Source organism: Dyadobacter sp. UC 10 (assembly GCF_008369915.1).
Taxonomy (GTDB): domain Bacteria; phylum Bacteroidota; class Bacteroidia; order Cytophagales; family Spirosomataceae; genus Dyadobacter.
The window spans coordinates 4362144-4386508 of sequence record NZ_VSRN01000001.1; the positions used below are offsets into that span (position 1 = coordinate 4362144).

Sequence of the window (24365 nt, forward strand, 5' to 3'; positions counted from 1 at the left end):
GAACTTTATTTACCTTTGAGATCATCTTACTGACAGTCAGATAATCTCAGCCGGCGCTTACCATTTTGAGGAAACTTTCCCGGGTATGCGATTCTTAAATTGTATGATGACGGTAAGGTCGAAAATCATTACTACGAACATCATTTGAAATAACAAACAAACCGCTGACACCTGTATGAAACGATTGCAGAAAGTGCTATTCCTAATCCTTTTTTTATTGTTAAACCCTTTTCAAAATGCATTTGCGCAGGGCCGGATCGAGCATGTTATCCTGATCGGCTCGGATGGTTTCGGCGCATATGCTTTTGAAAATGCCAAAGTACCCAACCTTCGCAAGCTGATGAAGGAAGGCTCCTGGACATTGCAGGCCAGGACGGTCCTGCCTTCGTCGAGCGCTCCTAACTGGGCTTCTATGGTGATGGGAGCGGGCCCCGAGCTGCACGGCTATACCAAATGGGGCAGCCAGTCGCCGGACCTGCCTGCCCGGGTACTGGATGAATACGGTATGTTCCCGACGGTTTATGCCTTATTGAGGAAAGAAAAACCCAAAAGCGAGATCGGCGTGATTTACGAGTGGGACGGGATCGGTTATTTGTTCCCCAAAAAAGCGGTGAACAAAGACCAGAACTGTGACGGTGACCTGGCCCTGACGAGAGCGGCAACATCTTACATTAAAGAAAAGAAACCCAATTTTCTGTTCATCCATTTGCACGATGTCGACAGCGTAGGGCACAATGCTGGTCACGGCACGCCCGATTACTACGCGGCCATAGAGCGCACCGACACGCACATCGGCAGCATTATCAGGAGCATCGAGGAAGCGGGTATGATGGACAAAACAGCCATCATTTTTACCGCGGATCACGGCGGGATCAACAAAGGCCACGGCGCGATTACCATGCAGGAAATGCAGATTCCCTGGATTATTACCGGGCCAGGGATACGAAAAGACAATGAGGTAAAGGAGAGTATCATGACCTTTGATACGGCGGCGACAATTGCGGCGATATTTAAGCTCAAAACCCCGCAGGTTTGGATAGGAGGGCCGGTTGAGGCGGCATTTAAATAATAATTAAGGACTTAAAAACATTCACGAAATGATCAAAATGGTAGTTTTCGACATGGCGGGCACGACAGTCGATGAAGATAATGTGGTTTACAAAACGCTTATGGAAGCTGTCAATGAGAGGCAGTTTGACTTTACTTTGGACGAAGTGCTGGCCGAGGGAGCGGGGAAAGAAAAGTTGCAGGCGATCAGGAGTGTTCTGGCTTCCAAAGGAATTATCGACGAAGAGCTGGCTTCCGGGATATTTGAGAAATTCCAGGTTATGCTGGACGAGGCTTACCGAACCCTGCAAGTTACCGGGCAACCCAACACGACCGAAGTTTTTGAAGCATTAAGAGAAAGCGGGGTGATCGTAGTGCTTAATACAGGTTACAACCGGCAAACGGCCGAGGCGCTGATTGGTAAGATTGGCTGGAAGCAGGGTGTTCATTTTGATGAGCTGGTAACTGCGTCGGATGTTGAAAAAAACCGGCCCGAACCGGATATGATCGCGTTGGCAATGAACCGTTTGGGTATCGACGATGCAAAAAGTGTGATCAAAGTCGGGGATTCTTCGATTGACATTGAAGAGGGACAAAATGCCGGCTGCCGTTTCAGCATTGGAATAACAACAGGAGCCCATACACGTGAGCAGCTTGCAGAGGCAAATCCCGATTTTATCATCGATAACCTTTCCGAACTGCTGCCAATCGTCAAAGCGCATTCCCTGGCCGGATAGGAAATGCGGGCGGCTATTTGCCGAGCATTAACCGGTCGACCTGCCCGCGTATCTTTTCAACCGGCGCGCAAATAACGAGGTAACCCTGTGAATCGTCTGCAGGTGCTATCCATTTGTTGCTTCCGTCGGGAGCAACCTTGCAGTGCCCGTCTTTTTTTACGGTAAAATAGGTTTCTGCACCTTCAACCGCTTCCAGCAAAGCAATCTGGTCCCAGCTGGCGCGGCCCTGAAATCCGTTGTAAAGCGCATACGCTTTGTAGACGGGACTTTTGGGGTCGCTGTGTGCCTTGAAAGAAGCGCCGCCCGTAACAATTTGATTACCAACTTCCCAGCCCGCGAATGTCACAGGAAGTTTCCATTTGGTCAGACAATTTATGGTCGAAGCCGGGTCCGGGCGGTAAAAATTGGCCTCCTTGCCTTCCGGGAACTGCCCGCCCATGCACGACCAGCGCTTAACCTTTTTCCTGACCAGATCGCGTCCACTCAAAGGGCTATTGGAATCCGGTGCGGAATCAAGCAGCTTACTGAGACTAGTCAAATGGCCGATCGTGACGATCACCACACTTTGATCCGGCGCGTTTGACAAAAGTCTGCGGTAAACTGTGGTACCGTCTTCGGCTTCGGCATTAGACTTGAAACGGTTGGGGAATTGCCCGGAGATCTGCCGGGTGTATTTTGAAAATTCCCGCAGCGAATCCTTCTGACTCACGCCTATCGGTATATCCTTGCGGCCAAACCACACATTGATCGCATCCGTACAGGAAGCGCTGTATTTATCGTCACTGGTAACGATTATTCCAAGGATCGTGGCTTTTTTCTGCCGCTCGTAGGCGTGAAGCATAGCGAGCGCACCCACATCGTCAACGTCCGAATCCATATCGGTATCAAGAATTACTGCAACGGGCGACTCGTCCTGCCAGGCAAGGGAGTGAGTTGATATCCCGGATGTTAATAAAAAAGAAAAGCAGAATAGGAGTAATCGGATCATTGCGAATTGATTTTTTGGATTGGCTGTCAGGGCTGGTAAGCTACCATTGTAGAAAGAGATTGTGGTGTTCAAACTTCCTATATTGTTAATCATAATGTACTGTTACTGTTTTGACATTAAACTATTAAGTTAATATGAGTTATCTACTAACCTTGCTCCTTTTATGGGGTTATCAGGAAATTAACAATCAGACTAGTCAAGTGTCAGATAAGGTCGAATTTATAGACACCTACCCTGTAAAAGTTGACGGTAATGCAAGTTTCTTTACTTTCGACTCGACTAGTTTGACCAAAGGGAAATTCATATTTGTTGTCAGTGGCAGCAAGACAGCTTTTTTTAAGAAAGGCGGCAAACTGGTGATCGTGAGTTTCTTAAAAAGGGAAGTGAAGCAAAACGGCTACATTGACCATTTTTATGATTCAGGATATCAAGTTACTTTGGATGTAAATAGAGGCGAAAAAATAAGTGAATGGAGCACTGAATATTCTGGTCAGTTAAAACTCGTGCAGAAAAACAAAGTGATGACAATCGCTGTGCATGGAGTCAATGAGGAGTTCGGGCTAAACAGATGATCGCCCGTAGTTAAAAGCGGTAACACATACCTTTTACGATCGGCAACTCATTTATCAAGTAAATATGCATGGTTGCTGAGTTTTGTAACAAATAGGCTGAGGCAGCACTAAGGAACAAGTTTCAGTGACCTGTTGATAACTTTCCGGTAATACCTTTTAAAATATTTGATCAGACTATGCTACTAGAACGTCGTGAATTTTTATCCTCGTTAAGCCTGGCCGGAGCGGCCACGTTGTTTCCGGGTATTTCCCTGCTCGCATCCACTTCCCCAAAAAAGGAAAAACTGGGCGTTGCACTTGTCGGTCTGGGCTATTACAGTACCGACCTGCTCGCCCCCGCCTTGCAGCTGACTGAAAAATGTTACCTGGCAGGCATCGTTACCGGAACCCCGGCCAAAGCAGAAACCTGGAAAACCAAGTACAATATCCCGGAAAAGAACATTTACAACTACGAAAACTTCGATAAAATCGCCGATAACCCCGATATCGATATTGTTTATGTGGTGCTTCCGCCTTCTATGCACCGGGAGTATGTAGTCCGTGCGGCGAAGGCAGGCAAGCATGTATTTTGTGAAAAACCAATGGCGCCTTCCGTAGCCGATTGTGAAGCGATGATAGCGGCTTGCAAGAGCAATAAAGTGAAGCTGGCGATCGGCTACCGCTGCCAGCATGATCCTAATATTCAGGCTTATATGAAGGTAGCGAAAGAACAGAAATTTGGGAAAGTGAAAATGGTAAACAGTGCGGCAGGGTATGTCGACAACCGGACCAACCACTGGAAGCAGAAAAAAAAGCTGGGAGGCGGAGTAATGGGGGACATGGGCGTGTACGCGCTGCAGGGAGCGAGGCTGGCAACCGGTGAAGAGCCCGTCAGTGTGATCGCGCAGGCGTCTACCACCCGCCCCGAAATTTACAAAGAGGTGGAAGAGACGATGATGTTCATGCTCGATTTCCCGAGTGGTGCCCGGGCAGCCTGCCAAACCAGCTTTGGGATCAATATGAACTACCTGCAGGTCAATTATGAAAAAGGGTGGGTGAAAATGGAGCCGCAGTCAGCCTATAATGGTAACAAGGGCAGTATGTCCGACGGTACCCTTATTAATTTTCCTGTTAAAAGTCAGCAGGCCAAGCAGTTGGATGAGGATTGTATGGCAATTATGAACAATACGGATCTAATTGCCCCGGGAGAGGAAGGATTGCGGGATATCAGGGTCGTAGAGGCGATCTATAAATCGGTGGCTACCGGTAAAAGCGTTAAGATCTAAATAAAAACCGGCCAGGAGGTATGCATAATACAACGCTTCCTGGCCGGTTTTTAAGCAGGGCCTTCATTTTAGTAAGTGCTTTGCACAACAAGTCAGTCGGCTTCGATCAGGTGATTGATCTGTGAAGTCAATGTCGGTACTGAAAATGTTTTCTCCATAAATCTGTCCACTCCGATTTTTTCAAGTTTCGGGTACCATTCATTTGGAATAGATGTGGAATATATGACTATGCAGGGATCATCAAATTCCTTTAATTTTTGCAACTCCTGTAAACACTGATCTCCGTTGATCCTGGGCAGGCTGAGGTCTATAAAAACGTAGCCGGGAGGTGTTACCGATGTATTGCTGAAATGGGAGATCGCTGACTCACAATCTGGGAAAAATAAGCAGTCCAGGGACTTGTTAAGGTCACTGATTGCCATTTTGAATATTTCATGATCGTCGGTGTCATCGTCAATCATTACAAAAAGTCGTTTATTACCCATATAGTTGATACTTTTTTAGAGGTTGACCAAGGATTGGCAATCATGTTTAAAAAAGCATACCATCTACATCGCCACCGGGTAAGTCGGGTCTTCTATAATATTCACTTCGATTACGGTGCCTGCATTGTGCAGCAATTTCCTGCAATCGGGACTAAGATGTTTCAGGAGTATTTTTTTACCTGCTTTCTGATATCTCCCGGTAATTTTATTCAGCGCATCGATCCCCGACATATCGGCAACCCGGCTTTCCGAAAAGTCGATGATCACTTCCTGCGGGTCGGTCATCACTTCGAATTTTTCGCTGAAAGCTGCCACGGAACCGAAGAAAAGCGGGCCGTATATTTTGTAATGCTTGACTCCGTTTTCATCTATCGATTTGTGGGCGCGGATCCTTTTGGCACTTTCCCAGGCAAATACCAATGCCGAAATGATCACCCCGATCAGTACCGCCAGCGCGAGATTATGCAGGTAAATGGTAATCACAGCTACCAGTATCCCGACAAATACGTCCTGTTTGGGCATCTTGTTGATGATCCGGAAGCTGATCCATTCAAAAGTACCGATCGCCACCATGATCATGACGCCGGTCAATGCGGCCATCGGGACGAGCTCGATCACCGGGGCGGCGACCAGGATGATCGTGAGGATTGTCAAGGCAGCGATAATCCCGGAAAGCCTCGCCCGGGCACCGGCAGAAAGGTTTACCAGCGTTTGCGCGATCATCGGGCAGCCGCCCATTCCAAAGAAAAATCCGTTGAGAATATTGGCGCTTCCCTGTGCAATACACTCACGGTTCCCGTTTCCGCGCGTCGCAGTAATTTCGTCTACCAGGTTGAGCGTCAGCAATCCTTCCGTAAGTCCGACTCCCGCCATGATCAGCGCGTAAGGAAATATAACTTGCAGCGTGGCCAGGCTGACCGGTACCTGCGGAATATGAAAAGGAGGAAAACCGCCGCTGACGGAAGCAATGTCGCGGACCGTTCTGGTATCAATATTAAACCCCCAGACCACCAGAAAAACGACAACAATAGCAACCAGCGAAGGCGGAATTGCCTTGGTAAACCTGGGTAACAAAACAGTGATCGCTATCGTGAGCAGCACCAGGCCGCCCATGATCAGCAGAGGCGTGCCGGTAAGCCAGACCGTCTGCCCGTTTACGACAGTTTTAAATTGTTCGAGCTGTGACATAAATATCACCACCGCAAGGCCATTCACAAAGCCGTACATCACAGGCTGCGGCACGAGGCGTACGAATTTGCCGAGCCTGAATATTCCGACCAATATTTGTATAACACCAGCGAGGGCCACTGCTGCAAATACGTATTCGATTCCGTGCGATTGCATCAGGGCGATCAGCACGATAACCGTCGCGCCGGCGCCGCCGGAAATAAGCCCGGGCCGCCCACCGAAAATAGCGGTAACGAGTCCCATGATAAATGCCGCATATAAGCCCACCAGTGGGGGCAGGCCTGCCAGAATTGCAAAAGAAAGGGATTCAGGCATCATGGTCATCGCGACGGTAAGGCCTGCCAGAATTTCGGTTTTGTAATTTACTTTTTGCGTAAAATCAAAAAGATTAAGGTAACCTTTCATGATAGGAGTAGGACTGATAAAAGCGGAATTTGTTTCCGGGCTCAAAGGAAGCCGGAATCTTGCCGACGACAAAACATTCATCGTATTATTGCAGCGGAATCAGCAAGCCACTATCCTCCGACGAACCTGTGGTTGTATCCATCTCTCAATTTTTCTATCAATGGCAGATAATTTGACTTCGGTCAGTTATAATACAATGTGATCTTGCTACTATTTAGCCGCAAAGGGTTTCGCGCAGAAAGTAGAGTTGGATAAGGGCCGGGGCGGGAGGTGCGCCAAATATGATTTTGATCATTAAAACCATAAAAGTCAGGATAACATGGTTAAAAATGGTTGGTGCGCGACTTAGAAATAGATATCCCGTTTGGAAAGTGCCGGTTAGTTATGTGTGATTTTGTAAAAGCGTTAAAGTCTTTGTTGCTGTTGTGGGCTGCTATTTTGTTGTGCTGGTCATGCGGTAACAATCGGGAATCTTCAAAACCCAAACGCAAGCCCAAAATAGAATCCCTCGCCGATCTGGGCGCATTACCTAAGTACGTGACCGACCCGCCTGGTAATCCTTCCACCCCCGAGAAAGTGAAGCTAGGCCGGCTGCTGTTTTTTGATCCGATATTGTCAGGCAATAAAGACGTGGCCTGCGCCACCTGCCACCAGCCCGAATTCAGCTACGCCGAATTCCTGGAAACTTCGATTGGCGTCGGCGGTATGGGAAGAGGATCGAAACGCTTTTTTCTTGATCCGAACGATATTCCTTTTGTCAAGAGAAACTCACAAAGTATCCTGAACGTAGCATTCAACGGAATTAAAAACGACGAACCTTACCATCCCGACTCGGCAGGTATGTTCTGGGATCTACGTGCTAAAAGTCTGGAAGAACAGGCCTTATTCCCGATCCGGACTTTTGAAGAAATGCGCGGCCACGGTTATGCGGAGGATAAGGTGGTCGATGATGTGGTGAAACGACTGAAAGCGATCCCGGAATACCGCAGTCTGTTCGCAACTGCATTCGGCGCACAAACTGATCCGGTGAACGCAGATAATCTGGCGAAAGCAATTGCCTCCTACGAAAGAACATTGATCGCCAATAACTCCCGGTTCGACCAGTACATGCGGGGCGATAGCAGCGCGCTGACCACGGGAGAAAAAGAAGGGTTGAATCTGTTTTTGAAAGCAGGCTGCGCCAAATGTCATTCCGGGCCGATGTTCTCGGATTTTAAGCTGCATACCCTCGGCGTTCCGGACACACCCAACCGGAAGGAAACGGATGCGGGCGGCGATAACAACTACGGTTTCCGCACGCCCACATTACGCAACCTGCGCTACACCGGGCCATACATGCACAGCGGCGCATTTAAAACTTTGGACCAGGTTATGCTTTTTTACGAGGACCTCACCGGGGGAAAGATTGAAAACCCCAAAGTGGAAATGTACCAAATGGATTCACTCGTGAGCCAGCTCAATGTAAAATTCAAGGATATTGACAGGATCGTCGAATTTCTGAACGCCCTCAACGACGAATCTTTCGATAAAAGCATTCCCGAAAAAGTCCCGAGCGGCCTGCCCGTTTCAGGGATGTGACTTGGGGAGCATACAGTCATCTGGCGGTCACTGATACATACCGTGATGTTATAACTTTTCATTATATTTGTTCTAAAAATGGCATTTATGTTATAACATCATGAAAGCGAATATTATCAATATAGGAAATAGCCAGGGAATCATTATTCCCTCGATGATATTGCAAAGGTTGAATCTGTCATTCAAGTCGAGCGTTGAGTTGGAAGTGGAGAATGGCTCAATTGTCATAAAACCAGCTCCCCGGCAAGGCTGGGCAGAGGCAGCGATCGAGATGCGTGCAGCCGGGGATGATGAGCCTTTGTTAGAAGACAATATGACTGACTTTGATCGGGAGGAGTGGGCATGGTAATCAAACGATACGACGTTTACTGGATATCACTGGATCCGACACAAGGAAGTGAAATCTCCAAAATCAGGCCGTGCCTGATCGTCAGTCCAGATGAATTGAACCAATACCTGCGTACCGTAGTCATCTTGCCAATCACGTCAACCATCAAAAATTACCCCTGGCGGGTAGATTGCACGGTTCAAAACCAAAAAGGATCGATTGCGGCCGATCAGATTCGTGTAGTTGATAAATCGAGGTTAGGCTCTAAAATTGGTAACCTGTCAGCAATAGAAATCAAGAAATTAAAGCAGGTTATGCAAGAAATGCTTGGTGACTAATGTGGGCAGATCCTCAGTAATAGAGCCTACCTGATCAGTTACCCCTATTAAAAAACACCGCCAGCCCGTCCTTTCCTGCAACGATAATATCTTTCCGGCCGCTTCCCGTCAGGTCCGCTATATCAAAATACACACCGATCCCCTTTCCGACGCCATAAGGTCCGTGTGAAATGATCTGCTTCACGAATGCTTCGCCGTTCCATTTGAAATAATACAAACCTACCAGGTCTTTTTCGCCCGGATCGCCGCCATTGTGCGCGCGGTATCTTTTGCCGGTCACCAGTTCCTTGCTTCCGTCGCCGTCGATATCCACCCACGCCATCGAGTGAAATTGTGAGTTATAAGGGTCAATGCTGTGTTTCGCCCAGCTGATCTTGCCGGCATTGTCCTTTTTCTGTTCGTACCAATGCAGCCCGTAGCTGTGCGCCTGGCCTACAATCACGTCGTTTTTGCCATCGCCATTTACATCAGCCACAATAATAGGCACGCTCGCATCTCCGAAATTGAAATCATTGTGGGCGATCCATTTGTCTTTCATCACATTCTTGGGCGCTTCCAGCCAGCCGCTACTGATGATGATATCACCCCGGCCGTCGCCGTTGATGTCCCCGAAACCAAGTCCGTGATCCTGTTTGTCAGCGATCTGCACTTTCGTGAATTTGCCCGTACCTTTTCCATTCTGGTCTCTTTCCAGTTTATAGAATTTCAGTGGCTGGTTAGGGTTATTCGGCACGATTTCCAGTTGTCCGTCATTATCGATATCCCACGCCTGGCCCGTTTCTACGTTCCCCGTTTCGTCGATCAGGTGGTCGGTCCACGGTTTATCGTTGCCCGGATTCTCGCGCCAGAGCAGCGATTTGTTGAACCAGCCGCCAGTGACAATATCCATTTTGCCGTCGCCGTTCACGTCCATCGGTACCGTCAGAAATTCGTCCCAGTATTCGCCGTGACGTTTTACGTCGCCCAGATAAGCCCGGTCGAAAAACTCGGGACCTTTGTACCAGTAGGAGCCGGACACGATATCCGGTTTCCCGTCATTATTGACATCGAAAACGGCCACAGATTCAAAGCTTTCCGATGCGATCATTTTCTTCTCAAACCGGACCGGCGTTTTGCCTTTCATGTCCTGCGCCTGACTTTGGTTTGCACCAAAAGCGCTGGCAATGAGCAGTAGGCAACAGGTGTTTTTTGATAAATGCATAGTAAAGGGACTAGGTGATGATTCAGTGATTTTGGTGATAAATTAAGCGGCAGGAACCAGTTGGTCCCCGCCGCCGGGTTCAGGGTTTAGGAAATAAGTCGGCCGGATGCTTAATAGCCCGGGTTTTGTTCCAGATCGGGGTTTACTTGTATTTCAAGAAAAGGAATAGGGAAAAGCAATTTGTTCTGATCGAGGTTATAAGTCGCTGCGGTCAGGTAATAGTAGGCCGGGTTTGCTTTCAGTTTTGCGCCATATGCATTCATCACTGCTATGGCATTGCCCGTTCTTACCAGATCGATCCAGCGTTTGTTTTCAAAAGCCAGTTCCACGCGGCGCTCTTTCAGGATCGCGGCCCGCAATGCAGCCTGGTCTTTCGCAGGGGAATCTGCCAGTCCGGCCCGCTTGCGCACCTGATTCAGGAAGCCAGCTGCGTCAGCTGCCTTACCCTGCTCGTTGGCCGCCTCAGCCTGCATCAGCAGCACTTCCGCATACCGGTACACCGGAAAATTCTGGTTGGTTTGCCCGTAAATCGAATGCGGGTACTGGTATTTTTTGATATAAGGCAAATTCACATAACTCGTGTCCGAGACCTGCGAAGGCCCGGTAATGAAACCGACAGACGCATTGAAACGCTTGTCTTTCGTGCGGTCTTCATAAGCAGCCAGCAGATCTTCCGTGGGCGTATTCCAGCCAGAGCCCGGGGCAGTTTGCGAGCCGGTCGGGCCTTTGGTATACTGCGCGTGGTTGACCGTCAACGGGATGAAATAATAGGGGAAATAGCTGTGCAAACTCAGCGTGGTACCTTCCAGGAACTGTACTTCAAACACCGATTCCGCATTGTTTTTATTATTTGGATCAAAAACAGAAGCATAATCGGCCAGCAGTGAGTAGCCCGTCACCTTGGCTGACGCAGCTTCCGCAGCCGCCCAGTTTTTCTGATTTAGATAAACATCGGCCAGAAGCGTGAATGCGGAGCCGGAAGTAGCCCTGCCGGGCTCCTGCGTTGCTTTGTTGGGCAAGAGTTCGCTGGCCTGGGTTGCGTCTGAAATGATCTGGGCATAGATCTCCTCCGCCGATGAGCGCGGCAGGGAAGCAGTGGCCAGGTCCGAAGCCGGTTCCAGATGCAACGGAACACCGCCGTAGTATTTCACCAGATCAAAATAGGCCAGTGCGCGCAGGAAAAGGACCTGCCCTTTGAAATTTGCCATAACCGCCGCGTCCAGCCCTGAATCATCAATCTGTGCCAGCACCTGATTGGCGCGGGCAATAATGTCGAAATCGGAGTAGTATTTGGCGGCTGTGATCGAATTTTCTGAGCCGTTCACAAACTCATCGATCTCTTCCGGAATAGGGGAGCGGTAGTCGATATTGTAAAAAAAGTGGGTATTGTCCGACCGCATTTCGCCCATCGCCCAGCCCGATTCATTGTTGTAAAGTGCCTGCAAAGGCGCATAAGTGCCATCGACTGCCTGTTTGAAATCTGATTCAGATTCGAAGAAGTTGGAGGGTACTACTGCATTCTGAGGTTCTATATTCAAAAAGTCGCTGCACGAGCCGAGTACCACGGATAATACCAATATTGCTGATAGGGTCTTTGATTTCATGACCTTCGTATTTTAATGATGTTGTCCAAAAATTTAAAAACCTACATTGAAGCCGAGTGAATAGGTGCGCGGAACAGGGTAGGAACCGCCATCAATCCCTAAACCTGTTGTGCTCTGACTGAGGCTCACCTGCGGGTTGGCGCCCGGATATTTGGTGAAAATGTGCGCCTGCTGAATGCTTGCATAAGCGCGTAGCCGCTTGATCGCAGCGCTACTTTTGAGCGGGATCGTGTAGCCGAGCGTGATATTGTTTATCGAAATGTGGCTAGCGTCGTACATCATCTGGCTTCCCCACCAGTCGCGTTCCAGGTAAGTGGTGCCTGCTTCCAGACTTCCGTACCGGCCGCTTCCCGGGTTTTCAGGTGATCTCCATCTGTCTTTTACATTGGCCAGTACATTGAATACGCCGTCCAGGTTGGTCAGTGTCTGTTCTGCACCGCGCACCACGTCGTTTCCATAAGTGCCTGATAAAGTGAGTGAAAAGTCAAAGTTTTTATAGGAAAGGTTATTGGTCATACCAAAAATGAAGTCAGGATGGGGGTTACCGATGATCGTCGCGTCGTCGACTGTGATGATCCCGTCGCCATTGACGTCCTTAAACTTGGCGGTACCTACCTGGGAAGTACTGTGCTTGGGTGAGTTGTCGTATTCTTCCTGGTTTTTGTAAACCCCCTCGTGCTGCATACCGTAAAGCATTCCGATCGGGTAGCCGACGCGCGTCACGTGGTCGCCGCCTATGAGTCCGCTGCCTGATCCCGTGATCAGCTCATTGGTTTTTGTCCCCATCGACTTCACCCGGTTGCGGTCGAACGAGATATTGAAATCGGTAGTCCAGCGGAGCGCGCTATTCTGCACATTCACAGTATTGACAGAGAACTCGTGGCCCCAGAAACGCAGCTCGCCGATATTGGTCTGGATATTGGCATAACCCGAAGCCCGCGGCACCCGCACATTGAAAAGCAGGTCGCTCGTTTTTTTGCGGTAATAGTTATAGGTGAAATTGATCCGGTCCTTGAACAGGTTCAGGTCGAGACCGATATTGAATTGCTCGTTGCTTTCCCATCCAATACCCTGATCGGCCAGGTTGTCCACCCGGCGGCCGCCGGCGACGGTTTTTCCAAACACATAATTGGCAGTAGAGATCGTTGGAATATGGGTGTAGTTACCGATATTGAAATTACCCGCAATACCCCAGCTCGCGCGAAGTTTCAGGAAGGAAATGGTTTGAATATCAGACAGAAACTCTTCTTCACTCAAAATCCAGCCCGCAGAAACGGAAGGAAAGTTACCCCAGCGATTGCGCGTCCCGAAGCGCGAAGAACCATCGCGGCGGATCGACGCAGAAAGCAGGTATTTGCCTTTGTAATTGTAATTCACCCGCGCCAGATAGGAGAGCAGGCTCCACTCCTGAATGCTGCTCGAAGCCGTGACCGTACCCGCGGCAGCGATCGTTTTTACTTTATCGTCGGGATAGTTGTTTCCGTTGATATTGCTTGTGTCAGTTCTGTAACGCTGCGCAGTAAAACCTACGATCGCATCAAAGTTGTGGTCGCCTACATTCTTTTGGAACGTCAGGATGTTTTCATTAACCCAGGAAAGATACTTCGACTGATTTAGTTTGGAAAAAGGGACTTTGTACAAGCCGGTACCCCGCGCACCCGTCGTCAATCCATTGAATGCAAAACTCCTACCATCGCCTTTGTCAATATTGGCCGAAGTCTTGAAAGAAAGCTCTTTCGTGATCTGGTATTCCGCAAAAAGATTCGCCAGAATCCGTGTGTCGCTGTTGTCAACAACGCGGTCTGTTAGTGTACGGGCATAGTTTGGAGTCGGAAACATACCGGGAGAAGTGGCTGTCAGTGTGAGGGAACCATCCGGGTTTCTAAGCGGTGCGAGCGGAGTAGTTTGCAGCGTTTCGTTCACTATGCTGCCCACGCCATCGACGCCCGTATTCGAGTTCGTGGAGTAAGTCGGCGCGACGTTGATACCGATATTCAGCTTTTCGTGCGGGCGAAAATTGGTGTTTACGCGAAGCGAATAGCGTTTGTAACCGGAGCCCAGGATCACACCATCCTGCTGTAAAAAACCGGCTGTTGCCGTGGTACTGAATTTTTCGGTGCCGGTACTCAGGCTCAGGCTGTGGTCCTGCATCAATGCAGTGCGCGTGATGGCATCGTACCAGTCGGTACCTTCGCCATATTGCTGGGGATTCTGGAAAGCAGGATCAACGGGCAAGCCTCTTTCCTCTGCCATTTCTTTCCGCCAGGTCGCAAATTCCTGCGCGTTCATCATATCCGGCCGGCCGCGTTGCGGTACCTGCTGGGCACCGATGTAAGTACTGTAATCAATGCGCGTTTTACCCGGCACCGCCTTTTTTGTTTCAATTAAAACAACCCCGTTCGCGGCTCTTGAACCATATAAGGCCGTGGCGGAAGCATCTTTCAAAACACTGATCGATTCAATTTCGTTAGGGTTGATATTGGCAATACCGCCTACGATCGGGTTACCGTCAACCACATAAAGCGGATCGGCCCCTGCGGTGATCGACGCCGCGCCGCGGATCCGTATCGCCATGCCCGAGCCGGGCGTTCCCGTAGTTTGCGAGATCTGTACGCCTGCAAGCTTTCCCTGTAATTTCTGCGAAAACTGGGAAACCGGCAAATCGGCAAAATCCTTCCCGCTCACCGTGGAAACCGAGCTGGAAAGCTGGCGCGTGGATTGCTTTCCATAACCTACTACCACCAGTTCATCCAGTGATTTTTCATCTTCCTTCAAAGCAATTTCAATGTTCGACTGCGTGCCCACGGCCACTTCCTGACTGATATAGCCCACAAAAGAGAAGATCAGACTGGCATTATCGTCGGCTACAACCACCGAAAAGTTGCCATCGGCGTCGCTGCTGGTACCCTGCTGCGTACCCTTCACCACAATGCTCACGCCGGGCAGCGGAGCCCCTTTGGCATCGGAAACCTTACCTGATACTTTCCGGTCGGCAGGTTTTGGTTCTTCTGCCTGTGCCGGAGAGGGTGCGGTTTCTGCCGGCAGGTTTTGCAGCATGATTTGTCCGCCTACCAGCTTGTAAGTGATATTTAGGGGATTAAGGGTCAGGTCCAAAACTTCGGAAAGGCGCAGGTTCACTGCATTTACGGTTACCTTTCTGCTGGCACCAATGGTATTGGAACTATATACAAACCTTACCCTGGCCTGCTGCTCAATGCGCGACAGCACCTTACTGACCGGGGTATTCTCCATCCGGATCGTGACCGAACGGTCCAGAAGATCCTGCGAATGCCCGCTGTGCGAGTAGGCAAAGGTCATTGTCAAAAAAGCTAGAACAGACTGTAAGAAGCTGATCCTCATAATATGAATCAAGAGAGGATGGAGACGTATTCGGTTTTTCATTACTTTTACATGTTTTGTTTAGGACTGTGAAAAGGTTTAACAAAGCCCCACTCGCTCCCTTGACGTCTTCCAAATGCCGGGGAAAAGAGGGGAAATCTTGAAGAGTCGAATGTGCTGGTAACACGTTCGGCTCTTTTTTATATTAAAGAATCTGCTGCTTATTGAGTTGGCGCACATCCGTTTCCGCTGATCAGAATGCGGGTTCCACGTACTTCATAAGTTGCATTCACTGCGGCACATAGCAGGTCCAGTTTGGTAAATAAAGGTTCCTGCGTAATGTCGGCAGTGAAAAGGCATTCGCGCATAGCATCGTTACCGAGGATGATCTCTACCCCGAAAGATTTTTCCAGTTTTTCAATCACATCAATGAAATGAGTGTCCTGGAATACGAATGTGGCCGGCGCTGATCCTCCTTTCGCCGTACTGGCCACAGGCTGAGGGTTGGCTACCAGACCTGTTTCAAATGCATGCGTTTCGTGGGAGTACTTGACGCGCTGATTGGCCGTCAGGATCACACCATCTTTGACCTTACTGTTCAGGTCGGCTTCCCCATTCGTTTTTTTCGATACAGAAACTTTCCCCGTCACGACCGACACTTCAATGGCGCTGTTGTTATTGCTTCCTTCCACCCAGAAACTGGTTCCGAGCACCTTGGTCACCACCTCGCCGGTGTGGACTAGAAATGGCCTTCCCGTATCGTGGAATACATCGAAAAAAGCCCTTCCCGCCAGGTATACCTCTCTGTTCTTCCCTGCCAGGCCGGCACGGTAGGAGATTTTGGTTCCCGGAGACAATCGCAGCACCGAACTGTCGGGCAATGTGACGGTTTCGGGCTGCGTACTTTTATTAATGTAAGTGATCAGGTTGTCAGGCAGTGTCTTTTCAATAGTGGCGACAGGAAGAGTTTTTTTCAAAAGTACCTGATACCCGGCCAGTCCTATCCCTAAAACCAGCACAGCCGCCGCGGCCCATTTCCACAACGGAAATGAATAAGCAGGTACTTCGGCCCCGGTATCTTCATTGGCGAGGATCGAATGCCAGATCCGCTCTTCGATCGCCTTGTTCTCTTCCGCGCTACGTTCGGGCACTTCTTCGTCGAGCATTGCAAACCATTGCTCCACAAGCCGGCTTTCCTGGTCGGTGCAATTTCCGGCGCGGTAACGATCAAGTAATTGGTAGAAGTTTTTTTTGCTCATACGAAATGGATGGGAGCCTTTCTAGTAAGACTGAAAAGCAGCGCCCCACCGCAAATCGGATAATTTTTTCCTGGAAAGTTTATAAGTTAAAACTCATAAACGCCAAATTTTCTTTAAAATATGATATTTATAAAAATCAGAAGCATGGTGATGCTCTTACGCAGGCTTTCCCTCAATTTACGCAGCGCCTGGGTAATGTGGTACTCGACCGTGCGCGGGGGGAGGTGCAGTTTGTCGGCAATCTCGGATGCTGATTTTCCTTCAAAACGGTTGAGCAGAAAGATATCCCGGGTCTTTTCCGGAAGCTGGCTCATTGCTTCGCTGATCGCAGCTTCGAGTTCGTCCAGAAAAAGAGGGTAGTCCGGTGCGGTGGTGTCGGACGCGGAGTTGAGGTCGGAGAAGATCCGCTCTTTATAGTGGTCGATGATCCTGTTGCGGACCGAAACGAACAGATAGCTTCTCAGATTGGAAATGAGGAGCTGGTCCCGTTTTTCCCAAATATTCACAAAAAGCGCCTGCACGATTTCTTCCGCTACGTCCTTGTCGTGGGTTTTGGCAACAGCAAAATCGTACAGCTCACGCCAGTTCTCCCGGTAAACCGCCTCGAACTCTTTTCTGCTGATTGGAAAGGCAGAATCGGCAGGGTCAGCTTTTGGAATGTATTTTAACCGTTTCATTACCTATTTTAACACATCAATGCGGCTGCGGAACAAGCGCTGGGAAAACTGCATATTTTGCATTTCCATACAACCATAAAGCTTTGAAGTGATGAAATGCTACCGTTCGTTCACCATTTTATTCAAATTCCTTTGTTACCTGCTCGTTTTGCGCAGTCCGGTCGTCAGCGCGCAGCAGAGTGCAACCGGTGAAAAATCGCTTTACCTGCCTGGCAAAGTAATGCGTGTCCCCGATGGCAATGATTACCATAGCAATGAAAGCGAATTCAGTTACCAGCGCATGGTGCAGTCGCCCAATATCGCCATTTTCTGGCACAGGGAATTCGGTGCTGACCCTGCAAAAAATGCCGATTCAGCGAAAAGGTTTGATGTCAACGAGGCCCTGAAAGAGTGCGAGCGGTTTTATGGTTACTATGTTAACGAGCTTAAACTGGTGCAGAAAGGTAACTCGCTGACAGACAGATATAAAATGATTCTGTACGTGATCGGCGGGGACGAGCAGACTGCATTTGGCGGCGGTGTTGAAAATAAGATCGGTATACTGTGGACTCCGGCCGTAAGGATGTCAAAAGCACCTTACGGGGCGCTGGCGCATGAGCTTGGCCACGCATTTCAATATATGTCCCGGTCAGACAGCAAGGCAGGCCCGCGCGGACCGATTATGGAAATGTCGGCGCAATACATGTTATGGCAGGTTTATCCTGAATGGATGACATTTGAGAACTACCATTTAAAAAGTTACCTCAAAAAAACGCATTACGCATTCCTGCATCCGCAGAATATGTACCATTCGCCTTATGTGCTCGAATATTGGTCTGAAAAGCATGGAAAGACGTTTTTCGGGGAATTATGCCGGTCGACGCAGGAAGGGGAAGATCCGGTAATGACCTATAAAAGGCTGACAGGCGTGAGTCAGGAGAAATTCAATGACGAAATGTTTGAGGCAGCAGGCAGGTTTATGACCTGGGATTTGAAAAGGGTTGCAAAAGAGGCCGCCCGATATGCCAACCAGCATTCGACCAGGCTTAATCCTGCGAAGGGAGGCTGGTGGAAGGTGGATTCAGCAAATTGCCCGCAAAATTATGGCTACAACGGAATTGCATTGACTGTCCCGGCTTCGGTTAAAATGGTAACGCCTGAATTTGAGGGCATTGCGGGTGCGAAGGGGTATAGTGATTATAAATCCGGTCATGCAGGGTGGCGCTACGGCTTCGTAGCATTTCAAAAGGACGGTACCCGTGTTTACGGCAAAATGTCGCGCGAAGCGAAAGGGAAATTGAAGTTCAAAGTACCGGCCGATACCCAAAATTTGTGGCTGGTTGTGAGTGGCGCGCCTACCGAACACTGGGTAGTCCCGTTTGGCAGGCAAAAAACCGTCGCGCCGGAAGAACAGTGGCCGTACCAGATCCGATTGAGCGGGACTTCCATCGCCCAGACAGAATAGGGTATTGTGTGCATTCTGATTGCTGCAACAACTCAGCGTGCATTCGCTGCATCAATATTGATGATACTGCCGGCCAGCGCGTCGTCGACCGGAATGGTGCAGGCCGGTACGATCCGTCCGCGAATGTATACTTCGCAGGTCCCGCAGCTTCCCATGCCGGAACAAATCCCGAAGCCGGAAAGGTGCAGATAATCGGATAAAAGGCTCATCAATGAAAAGTACCGGCCTTTCGGAACCTGTACTTCATGCGATTGCTCCCGGTATATTACTGTAAAATTTATGAGGCCTGGTTCCATAAAATAGCCATTTTTTACCCTTTTTTGAGATCACCTTTCGTATTTTGCGGATCTTCACTCCAACGATCTCATGAAAAATCTGCGCAATATACTTTTCTATGTAATCACGCTGGCCGTTTTTTCCGGGGCAGTTTACTGGTTTATAACGGAAGGCCAAAAGCTGGAAAACCCTTCGGGCGCTGCCATTATACCGGCACAGACTACTTCCTCTCTGGAGCAGTTCCGCGGCACACTTTTGCATGATCTTACAAGTCCGCTGGCGATCCTTCTTTTACAGATCATCACGATTATCATAGTTGCCCGTGTGTTCGGGTGGTTTTGTAAAAAAATTGGTCAGCCTACTGTAATTGGCGAAACTGCTGCGGGGTTGTTTCTGGGCCCTTCACTTGTGGGCACGCTCTTTCCAGAGTTTTCAGCATTTCTTTTTCCAAAAGCCTCACTTAGTAACCTGCAATTTCTGAGCCAGATCGGGTTGATCCTTTTTATGTTCATCATCGGTATGGAGTTGGATCTCAAAGTGTTGAAAACCAAGGCAAAGGAGGCGATTGTGATCAGTCACGCCAGTATTGTTCTGCCTTTTGCCCTCGGCGTCGGGCTGGCGCTTTTGCTTTATCAGGAGTTTGCGCCGGAAGGGATCAGTTTTCTTTCTTTTTCTTTGTTTACAGGTATTGCGTTGAGTGTCACGGCATTCCCGGTACTTGCACGGATCGTTCAGGAGCGGGGGCTGTCGAAAACCAGATTGGGTATGATGGTCATTACCTGTGCCGCTACCGACGATATCACCGCCTGGTGTATCCTGGCGGCGGTAATCGCGATCGTGAAAGCGGGTTCTTTTGTAAGCTCCGTTTACACCATTTTGCTGGCTGTTGCGTACGTTTTGCTGATGTTGAATGTGGTCAAACCTTTCCTGAAAAGGCTGGGGGATCACTACGATTATAAGGAGGGGTTAACCAAGCCCGTAGTTGCCATCTTCTTTGTGGTACTGCTGGCCTCGGCATACAGCACCGAGGTTATCGGCATTCATGCACTGTTCGGGGCGTTTATGGCAGGGGTGATCATGCCTTCGAACCATAAATTCAGGAATATTTTCATTGAAAAGGTAGAAGACGTTTCTATGGTTTTGCTGCTGCCTTTGTTCTTCGTATTTACCGGATTACGTACCCAGGTTGGCCTATTGAACGATCTCTATCTGTGGAAAATGACCGGCATTATCATGCTGGCGGCTGTGGTCGGTAAGTTTATCGGAAGCGCGGTGGCCGCCCGTTTTGTGAAGCAAAGCTGGCGGGACAGTCTGATCATTGGCTCGCTGATGAATACCCGTGGGCTGATGGAGCTGGTGGTTCTGAATATCGGATATGATATTGGTGTACTTTCTCCGCAAATATTTACCATGATGGTTATCATGGCGCTGCTCACTACCTGCATGACAGGTCCTGCCCTCGATCTGATCGATCGGTTCATGCCCGAAGAAAAAACGGTGCTGGATTCGGCCGGCTCTGCGGGCGACCGTTTTTCGGTGCTGATCGCCTTTGCAAGTCCGCAAAGCGGGCGGAAAATGCTCAAACTCGCCAGTCTGCTCGTTACCCGCCAGGTGACAAAAAATCTGACCGCACTGCATCTCTCCCCGAGCAGCTATTTAAGCCAGGTCGATACGCAGGAGTATGAGACCGAAACCTTCAGGCCGGTAACAGAAGAGGCCGAAATGCTGAAAGTGCCTGTTACGACGCTGTTCAAACCTTCACAGGATATAGAACACGACATCATTGAATCCGCCAACAAGGGTGATTTTGATCTTTTGATGATGGGCATTGGTCACGGCGTATTTGAAGGGACCTTTCTGGGAAAATTGTTGGGTTTTACCAATAAAATCATCAGCCCGGTCCGCCTTTTTGACACCATTACCGGCAAAGAAAAGCTGTTTCACACTGAAATTTTCGACGACCGCACGAGTCATGTGATCAGGTCGGTGAAAGTGCCGGTTGCTTTATTGATTGACAAGAACCTGACCAGAACCGAGCATATCTTCATCCCGGTTTTCAACGCTTCCGATCAGTTCCTGCTTGCATTTGCAGCCAGGCTGACCAGTGACGATAAAATGCGGATTACGATCATGGACCCGACGGGACTGATGGGGCACGAACCAGGGATCCGCGATACTATCCTGCAAATGCAAACCGACTCGCCCGGGCAGATTGAATTTTACAATGAAAACGGACTCGAAAAAGATTTTCTGCAGAAGCTGGACCTGATGCTGATCAGCTACCAAAGCTGGCAGCAAGCTGTCCATGCGCACAGCCCCTGGCTTTTGCATTCCCCATCGGTGCTGGTGGTCCGGGCTTAGGTTTGTGGAGGAGGACTAATGGTGTTTGTCGCCGGGGAAATGACGTATGTCGACGGGAATTCATTTCCGGGAACAAGCGCTCTAACTTCGCGGCAATCATTAACTATTAGTCGCGAAAAATGAAATTGAAGCAATTATTTTGGTCAGCGCTGTTATTGGCAGGCTGCACCACTACCGACCCGGACGTGGTGCCGGGCGAGGAGCAAGGCTGGCCCGATCAGCCGGAACTGCCGGTAATCGGCGGGCATGAAACTTTCTCTATCGAAGGCAACGAATACGAGGTAAATGTAATGGGTGATATGCAGCCGCGATCTCCCAAATTCCCCTCGCTGCAAGTGAAGAAAGGATTTCTGCGCGGTTATGTGGCCGACCTGGCCGGTAAGCCGATCAAGGGTGCGTATATAGGTGCACGTGTAACACTTGTAGGTGGATCCTATTCAGGGGCTTCTGCGGAATCGGATGAAAACGGGTACTATGAAATTAATCTGCCCTACGGAGCGGTGCATTATTATGCGACGGGTTATACCATTGACTACGGCACCAGCAGAGCGGTGGTGGGACTTACCCCGGCCGATGACAATACTTCCGGGTTTGCTTCCGAAACCGGGATGGTGAAGAACTTTGTGCAGCAGTCATTCGGGGTGGGGGATAAGGACGAAGTTTTACAGCAGCCCGGTAACCCTTCCAATTATTATGGCGGCGCGATTAGTATTGATTATCAGGTGGATTGGGATAACAATGTACCTAATTACCTCCCACCCGACGGTGAGATAGAAATTGACCTGATCCCGGAAGGAAAAGGGTATTACGGAGAGACAAAATCATTTAAAGTTTACAAAAAGATCGGCTATTCGAGAGCGATGATTTTAAATATACCCATTGGGAAATACACGATAAAAGCGAAGCTGCGCGGTGGGGAAGAGCTTCAAATGAAAGTCGTTGGTCCCTACGCAAATGCATACCCGAAGTTTGGGCTCAAACCTGCAAAGGCAATCGGATCAGCGAGCGTATTGTTTACGCCATCCTTCCAGGTAACTCCGGGAATGGTTCCGGCGCACCGCGGAAACTGGCAGGCAGTCGACATACAGCTTGAAAGGGTGGAGTAGGAAAGCGGATCGCAAGAGGGAAATATGCAGTCCGGCTGACTGGATTTTGTGAACAAATTGAAAGTAGGTACCTTCGGTGACAGAAATGCGCCGTGCACATATGCTTTTTTTTGCCGACATAAAATCTGATAAATGTTTTCCATCAAGTCCCTTTTTTCGAAACTTTTTACTTCAAACGGAGGCCAGCGCATTGCGGATGATTCGCATTATTTATCGCTTTGCTGCATTGTCAAAGACGAAAACGATTACCTGGCGGAGTGGCTGGACTATCACCGGAAAATCGGAGTGACGCATTTTTTTATTTACGACAACGGGAGCAAAAAGCCTATTGCAGAAACGATCGATTCACTGGGATTGGCTGATATTGTTACAGTTACAGAAATTCCAGGGAGGAACAAGCACGTGAAAGCTTATCAGCATTGTCTGGATCATTTCGGCAACAGTTCGCGGTGGATAGGCTTTATCGATACCGACGAATTTATTGTCCCGAAAACAGGCGATGCTGATTTTACCCGGCAATTGAAAGGTTATGAGCCTTACGGAGGGCTCGGTCTGAGCTGGCTGATCTTTGGCTCTAACGGGCATAAAACCAGGCCTTTGGGAGGCCAGCTTGAAAGTTTTACAAAACGCTCGGATATTGATTTTCTAGCCAATAAACACATCAAAAGCGTCGTGCAGCCCAGGTATGTGCAGTCGGCGTTCAAGTCGCATTGTTTCAAATACAAGCCTGGTTATTTCTGTGTCAATGAGCATTTAATCAAAATCGAAGATTCTTTTGCGGAGCCGAGCATTGATACCGTTCAGCTTAACCACTACTATTGCCGCTCACTGGAAGAATATCAGGAAAAGATCAAAAGGGGCATCAGCGACACGAAACGCGAACGGAAACTCGACGAATTTTACTATCACGATGGGGAGTCGAACCGCGTGGAAGACAGAACGATACTGGAAGTTCTGGCCAGGGCCAAAACTTCATAGGTATGTTTTCACCCGTTTCCCGGATCTTCTTACTCAGGCATCCTTTGCAGGAATTTTCCACCGCTTCATGATGATCTTTCCGGAAAAACGTTTCAGGTGGTACTGCTCGGGCTCTCCGATCAGGAACCCGAATGCTTTCATAGAAGGTACCGCATCAAACACGACCTTTAAAACTGCGGTGATAGGCAGCGCAAGGATCAGCCCGGCAAGACCGAACAGCATACCGCCAAGCAGTAATCCTACAAGGGCCATGAGTGGATTAATACTCACTTTGCCGCCCACAATGTTGGGCGTGAGAAAGTTGCCTTCCAGAAACTGTACAACTTGAAACCACGCCACCACGCCTACTGCATACCAGGCACTATCCTTGGTGGCCAGGGCAAACAACGCCGGAAGTACCGACCCGATCGCAATCCCAATGTAGGGGAGCAACATCAGCAGGGAGGCCAGAATGCCAAAAAACCAGGCGTAGGGTATGCCCATAACGAGTAATCCCACCGTATTGAGAATCGCGACAATGCCCATTACCGTCACTAACCCTACCAGGTAGCTCTGAACTACATAGTAGATCTTGTCGAGCACCTGGCTCACTACCTCCTTGGAAGCAGAGGCGAATGCGTGAAAGAAAAATTCACGGAAGAAATCGCGGTAGTAAAGCAGGAAGAAGGTAAATAATGGTACAATGATCACGCTGGCCAGGATACCACCCACGGAGCCGAATGCGGTACTGATGATCACGCCCGCATTGCTGACTACCCGATTCGAAAATGCGGTAATCTGCTTCGTAATTTCCCCTTCTTCCACACCAAAGCGCATGGTTACCCACTTTTGAATGGTTTCCAGAATATGCATGAATCGGACCTGCATGTCGCTGCCATTGGCACCGATCACGATCACCTGATGCACGATGAACCAGACCAGAAACCCGATGACTATAATGGCGATAATGACGGATAATATTGAAGCGGTAGCCCGGTTGACTTTGTATTTTTCAAAAAAGCGGGTGATAGGGAAGAGCGAAATGGCCAGCAGGATCGAGAACATCAGGGGTACCAGTACGCCTTGCAGCACGTAGAGCAGGGCAATGATCAATACGAGGCTTAGCAAAGATGCCGCCACATTGACGTTTCGGCTGTAATCAGAAAGTCTTATCATTTGAACAGTGGTTATAACAGGAAACACTATTAAT

The 24365-nt window shown here is 49.1% G+C and carries 21 protein-coding genes; 11 read left to right on the forward strand and 10 right to left on the reverse strand.

The window, feature by feature from the left end; translation table 11 throughout:
* The first annotated feature begins 175 nt into the window (after window positions 1-175).
* On the forward strand, window positions 176-1069 hold the full coding sequence (locus FXO21_RS18160; protein ID WP_149641414.1) for an alkaline phosphatase: 894 nt from the start codon (window positions 176-178) through the stop codon (window positions 1067-1069).
* Between the two features lie 28 nt (window positions 1070-1097).
* On the forward strand, window positions 1098-1784 hold the full coding sequence (locus FXO21_RS18165; RefSeq protein ID WP_192579239.1) for a phosphonatase-like hydrolase: 687 nt from the start codon (window positions 1098-1100) through the stop codon (window positions 1782-1784).
* Window positions 1785-1797: 13 nt separating this feature from the next.
* Here FXO21_RS18165 and FXO21_RS18170 read toward each other — a convergent pair whose 3' ends face one another.
* Window positions 1798-2772 (reverse strand): nucleoside hydrolase, encoded by a 975-nt coding sequence (locus tag FXO21_RS18170; RefSeq protein WP_149641415.1) that lies wholly within the window; start codon window positions 2770-2772, stop codon window positions 1798-1800.
* 134 nt (window positions 2773-2906) lie between these two features.
* On the opposite strand from FXO21_RS18170, the gene FXO21_RS18175 reads away from it, so the two are divergent.
* Both FXO21_RS18175 and FXO21_RS18180 read left to right on the forward strand, forming a co-directional pair.
* Window positions 2907-3344, forward strand: coding sequence for a hypothetical protein (locus FXO21_RS18175; RefSeq protein WP_149641416.1), 438 nt, complete (start codon window positions 2907-2909; stop codon window positions 3342-3344).
* Between the two features lie 176 nt (window positions 3345-3520).
* A complete protein-coding gene (locus tag FXO21_RS18180) occupies window positions 3521-4609 on the forward strand; it encodes a Gfo/Idh/MocA family protein (RefSeq protein WP_149641417.1) in 1089 nt (362 codons plus the stop codon).
* A gap of 92 nt (window positions 4610-4701) precedes the next feature.
* Here FXO21_RS18180 and FXO21_RS18185 read toward each other — a convergent pair whose 3' ends face one another.
* Both FXO21_RS18185 and FXO21_RS18190 read right to left on the reverse strand, forming a co-directional pair.
* Window positions 4702-5094, reverse strand: coding sequence for a response regulator (locus FXO21_RS18185; RefSeq protein ID WP_149641418.1), 393 nt, complete (start codon window positions 5092-5094; stop codon window positions 4702-4704).
* 63 nt (window positions 5095-5157) lie between these two features.
* On the reverse strand, window positions 5158-6687 hold the full coding sequence (locus FXO21_RS18190; RefSeq protein ID WP_149641419.1) for a SulP family inorganic anion transporter: 1530 nt from the start codon (window positions 6685-6687) through the stop codon (window positions 5158-5160).
* Between the two features lie 336 nt (window positions 6688-7023).
* Between FXO21_RS18190 and FXO21_RS18195 the strand changes: the two genes are divergently transcribed.
* The 3 genes from FXO21_RS18195 to FXO21_RS18205 all read left to right on the forward strand — a co-directional run bounded on the left by FXO21_RS18195 (window position 7024) and on the right by FXO21_RS18205 (window position 8931).
* On the forward strand, window positions 7024-8265 hold the full coding sequence (locus tag FXO21_RS18195) for a cytochrome-c peroxidase (protein WP_225865745.1): 1242 nt from the start codon (window positions 7024-7026) through the stop codon (window positions 8263-8265).
* A gap of 100 nt (window positions 8266-8365) precedes the next feature.
* A complete protein-coding gene (locus FXO21_RS18200) occupies window positions 8366-8614 on the forward strand; it encodes an AbrB/MazE/SpoVT family DNA-binding domain-containing protein (RefSeq protein WP_149641420.1) in 249 nt (82 codons plus the stop codon).
* On the forward strand, window positions 8608-8931 hold the full coding sequence (locus FXO21_RS18205) for a type II toxin-antitoxin system PemK/MazF family toxin (RefSeq protein WP_149641421.1): 324 nt from the start codon (window positions 8608-8610) through the stop codon (window positions 8929-8931). Before FXO21_RS18200 ends, FXO21_RS18205 begins: the two co-directional genes overlap by 7 nt.
* Window positions 8932-8965: 34 nt before the next feature.
* On the opposite strand, the gene FXO21_RS18210 is transcribed toward FXO21_RS18205, so the two are convergent.
* The 5 genes from FXO21_RS18210 to FXO21_RS18230 all read right to left on the reverse strand — a co-directional run bounded on the left by FXO21_RS18210 (window position 8966) and on the right by FXO21_RS18230 (window position 17011).
* Entirely contained in the window at window positions 8966-10132 is a 1167-nt protein-coding gene (locus FXO21_RS18210) for an FG-GAP repeat domain-containing protein (RefSeq protein ID WP_149641422.1), read from the reverse strand.
* Window positions 10133-10242: 110 nt separating this feature from the next.
* Window positions 10243-11736 (reverse strand): RagB/SusD family nutrient uptake outer membrane protein, encoded by a 1494-nt coding sequence (locus tag FXO21_RS18215; protein WP_149641423.1) that lies wholly within the window; start codon window positions 11734-11736, stop codon window positions 10243-10245.
* A gap of 33 nt (window positions 11737-11769) precedes the next feature.
* Entirely contained in the window at window positions 11770-15054 is a 3285-nt protein-coding gene (locus FXO21_RS18220) for a TonB-dependent receptor (RefSeq protein ID WP_225865746.1), read from the reverse strand.
* 242 nt (window positions 15055-15296) lie between these two features.
* Window positions 15297-16334, reverse strand: a complete 1038-nt coding sequence (locus FXO21_RS18225; RefSeq protein WP_149641425.1) for a FecR family protein — start codon at window positions 16332-16334, stop codon at window positions 15297-15299.
* Between the two features lie 113 nt (window positions 16335-16447).
* The gene (locus FXO21_RS18230) at window positions 16448-17011 is read right to left on the reverse strand and encodes an RNA polymerase sigma-70 factor (RefSeq protein ID WP_149641426.1); all 564 of its coding nucleotides are present in this window, start codon (window positions 17009-17011) and stop codon (window positions 16448-16450) included.
* A gap of 91 nt (window positions 17012-17102) precedes the next feature.
* Here FXO21_RS18230 and FXO21_RS18235 point away from each other — a divergent pair, with 91 nt between their 5' ends.
* A complete protein-coding gene (locus FXO21_RS18235; RefSeq protein ID WP_192579240.1) occupies window positions 17103-18455 on the forward strand; it encodes a DUF6055 domain-containing protein in 1353 nt (450 codons plus the stop codon).
* 32 nt (window positions 18456-18487) lie between these two features.
* On the opposite strand, the gene FXO21_RS18240 is transcribed toward FXO21_RS18235, so the two are convergent.
* Entirely contained in the window at window positions 18488-18751 is a 264-nt protein-coding gene (locus tag FXO21_RS18240; protein WP_149641427.1) for a 2Fe-2S iron-sulfur cluster-binding family protein, read from the reverse strand.
* Window positions 18752-18821: 70 nt separating this feature from the next.
* Between FXO21_RS18240 and FXO21_RS18245 the strand changes: the two genes are divergently transcribed.
* From FXO21_RS18245 to FXO21_RS18255, 3 genes are all read left to right on the forward strand, one after another.
* Window positions 18822-21092 (forward strand): cation:proton antiporter domain-containing protein, encoded by a 2271-nt coding sequence (locus tag FXO21_RS18245; protein ID WP_149641428.1) that lies wholly within the window; start codon window positions 18822-18824, stop codon window positions 21090-21092.
* A gap of 119 nt (window positions 21093-21211) precedes the next feature.
* Window positions 21212-22198 (forward strand): carboxypeptidase-like regulatory domain-containing protein, encoded by a 987-nt coding sequence (locus FXO21_RS18250; RefSeq protein ID WP_149641429.1) that lies wholly within the window; start codon window positions 21212-21214, stop codon window positions 22196-22198.
* Between the two features lie 132 nt (window positions 22199-22330).
* Window positions 22331-23176, forward strand: coding sequence for a glycosyltransferase family 2 protein (locus tag FXO21_RS18255; RefSeq protein WP_149641430.1), 846 nt, complete (start codon window positions 22331-22333; stop codon window positions 23174-23176).
* Between the two features lie 33 nt (window positions 23177-23209).
* Here the strand turns inward: FXO21_RS18255 and FXO21_RS18260 are convergent, their stop codons facing one another.
* Window positions 23210-24331: an AI-2E family transporter gene (locus FXO21_RS18260; protein ID WP_149641431.1), complete on the reverse strand. Its 1122-nt coding sequence runs from the start codon at window positions 24329-24331 to the stop codon at window positions 23210-23212.
* Window positions 24332-24365: the final 34 nt, after the last annotated feature.

Coding starts and splice junctions, on each gene's coding strand:
- FXO21_RS18165 (WP_192579239.1), top strand. CDS start 1,098: ATGATCAAAATGGTAGTTTTCGACATGGCGGGCACGACAGTCGATGAA.
- FXO21_RS18200 (WP_149641420.1), top strand. CDS start 8,366: ATGAAAGCGAATATTATCAATATAGGAAATAGCCAGGGAATCATTATT.
- FXO21_RS18220 (WP_225865746.1), bottom strand. CDS start 15,054: ATGACCTTTGCCTACTCGCACAGCGGGCATTCGCAGGATCTTCTGGAC.
- FXO21_RS18180 (WP_149641417.1), top strand. CDS start 3,521: ATGCTACTAGAACGTCGTGAATTTTTATCCTCGTTAAGCCTGGCCGGA.
- FXO21_RS18240 (WP_149641427.1), bottom strand. CDS start 18,751: ATGGAACCAGGCCTCATAAATTTTACAGTAATATACCGGGAGCAATCG.
- FXO21_RS18245 (WP_149641428.1), top strand. CDS start 18,822: ATGAAAAATCTGCGCAATATACTTTTCTATGTAATCACGCTGGCCGTT.
- FXO21_RS18230 (WP_149641426.1), bottom strand. CDS start 17,011: ATGAAACGGTTAAAATACATTCCAAAAGCTGACCCTGCCGATTCTGCC.
- FXO21_RS18210 (WP_149641422.1), bottom strand. CDS start 10,132: ATGCATTTATCAAAAAACACCTGTTGCCTACTGCTCATTGCCAGCGCT.
- FXO21_RS18235 (WP_192579240.1), top strand. CDS start 17,103: ATGAAATGCTACCGTTCGTTCACCATTTTATTCAAATTCCTTTGTTAC.
- FXO21_RS18185 (WP_149641418.1), bottom strand. CDS start 5,094: ATGGGTAATAAACGACTTTTTGTAATGATTGACGATGACACCGACGAT.
- FXO21_RS18160 (WP_149641414.1), top strand. CDS start 176: ATGAAACGATTGCAGAAAGTGCTATTCCTAATCCTTTTTTTATTGTTA.
- FXO21_RS18215 (WP_149641423.1), bottom strand. CDS start 11,736: ATGAAATCAAAGACCCTATCAGCAATATTGGTATTATCCGTGGTACTC.
- FXO21_RS18255 (WP_149641430.1), top strand. CDS start 22,331: ATGTTTTCCATCAAGTCCCTTTTTTCGAAACTTTTTACTTCAAACGGA.
- FXO21_RS18260 (WP_149641431.1), bottom strand. CDS start 24,331: ATGATAAGACTTTCTGATTACAGCCGAAACGTCAATGTGGCGGCATCT.
- FXO21_RS18250 (WP_149641429.1), top strand. CDS start 21,212: ATGAAATTGAAGCAATTATTTTGGTCAGCGCTGTTATTGGCAGGCTGC.
- FXO21_RS18175 (WP_149641416.1), top strand. CDS start 2,907: ATGAGTTATCTACTAACCTTGCTCCTTTTATGGGGTTATCAGGAAATT.
- FXO21_RS18190 (WP_149641419.1), bottom strand. CDS start 6,687: ATGAAAGGTTACCTTAATCTTTTTGATTTTACGCAAAAAGTAAATTAC.
- FXO21_RS18225 (WP_149641425.1), bottom strand. CDS start 16,334: ATGAGCAAAAAAAACTTCTACCAATTACTTGATCGTTACCGCGCCGGA.
- FXO21_RS18170 (WP_149641415.1), bottom strand. CDS start 2,772: ATGATCCGATTACTCCTATTCTGCTTTTCTTTTTTATTAACATCCGGG.
- FXO21_RS18205 (WP_149641421.1), top strand. CDS start 8,608: ATGGTAATCAAACGATACGACGTTTACTGGATATCACTGGATCCGACA.